The organism is Halomonas sp. ANAO-440 (assembly GCF_019915905.1).
GTDB classification, from domain to species: Bacteria; Pseudomonadota; Gammaproteobacteria; order Pseudomonadales; family Halomonadaceae; genus Halomonas; species Halomonas chromatireducens.
Window position 1 is genome coordinate 1 of record NZ_JAHXBV010000029.1, and the last position, 649, is coordinate 649.

A 649-nucleotide genomic window follows, 5' to 3' on the forward strand; every position below is an offset into this window, starting at 1 on the left:
CCACGGTAGTGCGCTGACTGTCGTTTTCCTCCCGCACGATGCGGTCGCCGTCCCACCCGTAGTGGGTGGTGGCCGTGGTGCCGTTGGTGTCGCGCACGGTTTTGCTGATGCGGCGACCCAGGCCGTCGTAGCGGTAGCTGGCTTCGCGGGTGTAGCCGAGTTCGCTGGCGTGGGTGAGGTGTACCAAGCGGTTGGCCCCATCGTAGCCGAGCGTCAGGCGCTCCCCGTTGGGCTGTTGCCGTTCGATCAGGTTGCCGGCGCCGTCGTAGCGGTAGCGGGTACCGTTGAGCTGACCGAGGCGGTTGTCGGATAGCGCTTGTTGGCCGTCTAACCGGTTACCCGCGGCGTCCACAGAGTAGCGGTGGGCGTGGTCGCCGTGCTGGCTGCCGATCAAGCGACCGGCGGCGTCATAACTGTAGGCGATGACTTTTGAGGCTTGGTCACCTTGCAGCCCGCGGAAGCTCAACCGCCCCAGGGCGTCGTATTGGTACTGCTGTTCACTGGCGGCGCTGTTGGCACCGCGCAGGCTGAGGTGATCCAACTGGCCCAGGGCGGTGTAGCCGCGTTCCAGAATCAGCGGTTGGGGTTGATCCCCGGTGTTGAGACGACGCTGGGTCTCCCGGTGCAGGGCATCGGGTTCCAGGGCGAT

The 649-nt window shown here is 65.8% G+C and carries 1 pseudogene; it reads right to left on the reverse strand.

The features are described from left to right. Positions 1 to 649, reverse strand: a pseudogene (locus KZO25_RS16780) (hypothetical protein); the annotation flags it as partial.